The organism is Nocardioides bruguierae (assembly GCF_023554635.1).
In the GTDB taxonomy this organism is placed as follows: Bacteria; Actinomycetota; Actinomycetes; order Propionibacteriales; family Nocardioidaceae; genus Nocardioides; species Nocardioides bruguierae.
Genome location: NZ_JAMJPH010000042.1, coordinates 2,501 through 5,184, shown reverse-complemented (window position 1 = coordinate 5,184; position 2,684 = coordinate 2,501). Strand labels below are relative to the sequence as shown.

Sequence of the window (2,684 nt, the reverse complement as noted above, 5' to 3'; positions counted from 1 at the left end):
TGTGTGTTTGTTTGTGTGTGCAGTGTAGGAGTGTGGTGACAAGCCCTCGGCCTATTAGTACCGGTCGGCTGGGCATCACTGCTGTACACCTCCGGCCTATCAACCCAGTCATCTACTGGGGGCCTTACCCGGTTAACCCGGTGGGAAACCTCATCTTGAAACGTGCTTCCCGCTTAGATGCATTCAGCGGTTATCACTTCCGAACGTAGCCAACCAGCCGTGCACCTGGCGGTACAACTGGCACACCAGAGGTTCGTCCATCCCGGTCCTCTCGTACTAGGGACAGCCTTTCTCAAGTTTCCTACGCGCGCGGCGGATAGGGACCGAACTGTCTCACGACGTTCTAAACCCAGCTCGCGTGCCGCTTTAATGGGCGAACAGCCCAACCCTTGGGACCTACTCCAGCCCCAGGATGCGACGAGCCGACATCGAGGTGCCAAACCATCCCGTCGATATGGACTCTTGGGGAAGATCAGCCTGTTATCCCCGGGGTACCTTTTATCCGTTGAGCGACCACGCTTCCACATGCCGTGGCCGGATCACTAGTTCCGACTTTCGTCCCTGCTCGACATGTCTGTCTCACAGTCAAGCTCCCTTGTGCACTTACACTCGCCACCTGATTGCCAACCAGGCTGAGGGAACCTTTGAGCGCCTCCGTTACTCTTTGGGAGGCAACCGCCCCAGTTAAACTACCCATCAGGCACTGTCCCTGATCCGGATAACGGACCTAGGTTAGACATCTAGTACGACCAGAGTGGTATTTCAACGACGACTCCACACACACTGGCGTGCATGCTTCACAGTCTCCCACCTATCCTACACAAGCCGAACCAAACACCAATACCAAACTATAGTAAAGGTCCCGGGGTCTTTCCGTCCTGCCGCGCGTAACGAGCATCTTTACTCGTAGTGCAATTTCGCCGAGTCCATGGTTGAGACAGCGCCCAAGTCGTTACTCCATTCGTGCAGGTCGGAACTTACCCGACAAGGAATTTCGCTACCTTAGGATGGTTATAGTTACCACCGCCGTTTACTGGGGCTTAAATTCTCAGCTTCGATATTGCTATCTAACCGGTCCTCTTAACCTTCCAGCACCGGGCAGGAGTCAGTCCGTATACATCGTCTTACAACTTCGCACGGACCTGTGTTTTTAGTAAACAGTCGCTTGGGCCTGGTCTCTGCGGCCATCACCGCTTCCCCACGCAAGGTGGTTCACGGATCCGGCCCCCCTTCTCCCGAAGTTACGGGGGCATTTTGCCGAGTTCCTTAACCATGGTTCGCTCGATCGCCTTGGTATTCTCTACCTGATCACCTGAGTCGGTTTCGGGTACGGGCGGCGCATAGCTCGCTAGAGGTTTTTCTCGACAGCATAGGATCACCTGCTTCCCCCATACGGGGTCCCCATCATGTCTCAGGCACAAGATGCGCGGATTTGCCTACACATCGCCCTACACACTTAGCCACAGACAACCATCGCTGTGGTCAGGCTACCTTCCTGCGTCACCCCATCGCTTGACTACTACCGGATCGGTTCCCATGCTCCACACACACGCCACTCCCCCGAAGGGAAGCAGTCACGGCGCTTCGGATGGTTAGCATCACCGGGCTCGTCATGGGCGCTACTTTGCCGGTACGGGAATATCAACCCGTTGTCCATCGACTACGCCTGTCGGCCTCGCCTTAGGTCCCGACTTACCCAGGGCAGATTAGCTTGACCCTGGAACCCTTGATCATTCGGCGCGCGTGTTTCTCACACGCGATTCGCTACTCATGCCTGCATTCTCACTCGTGCCCCATCCACCCCTAGATCACTCTGGAGCTTCACCCGGGACACGACGCTCCCCTACCCAGCCACACCCCCGTTAGGAGTTACTGAATCACCAGCATGCGACTGCCATAGCTTCGGCGGATGACTTGAGCCCCGCTACATTGTCGGCGCGGAATCACTTGACCAGTGAGCTATTACGCACTCTTTCAAGGGTGGCTGCTTCCAAGCCAACCTCCTGGTTGTCAATGCGACTCCACATCCTTTTCCACTTAGTCACCGCTTAGGGGCCTTAGCTGATGGTCTGGGCTGTTTCCCTCTCGACTACGAAGCTTATCCCCCGCAGTCTCACTGCTACGCTCTCACTTACCGGCATTCGGAGTTTGGCTAACGTCAGTAACCTGGTAGGGCCCATCGGCTATCCAGTGCTCTACCTCCGGCAAGAAACACGTAACGCTGCACCTAAATGCATTTCGGGGAGAACCAGCTATCACGGAGTTTGATTGGCCTTTCACCCCTATCCACAGGTCATCCCCTCAGTTTTCAACCTAAGTGGGTTCGGTCCTCCACGCGGTCTTACCCGCGCTTCAACCTGCCCATGGATAGATCACTCCGCTTCGGGTCTTGATCGTGCGACTATCTCGCCCTCTTCGGACTCGCTTTCGCTACGGCTACCCCACACGGGTTAACCTCGCCACACAACGCAAACTCGCAGGCTCATTCTTCAAAAGGCACGCCGTCACCCCAACACCCACAAGGGGCAGCCGGGCTCCGACGGATTGTAGGCACACGGTTTCAGGTACTATTTCACTCCCCGCCAGGGGTACTTTTCACCTTTCCCTCACGGTACTGGTCCGCTATCGGTCATCAAGGAGTATTTAGGCTTAACGGGTGGTCCCGCCAGATTCACACAGGATTT

Annotated in this window: 1 rRNA gene (cut by a window edge); it reads right to left on the bottom strand. The window is 55.9% G+C overall.

Annotated elements, in window-relative coordinates:
* Nucleotides 1-34: 34 nt before the first annotated feature.
* A 23S ribosomal RNA gene (locus M8316_RS20290) occupies nt 35-2,684 on the bottom strand; it runs 473 nt beyond the window's last position.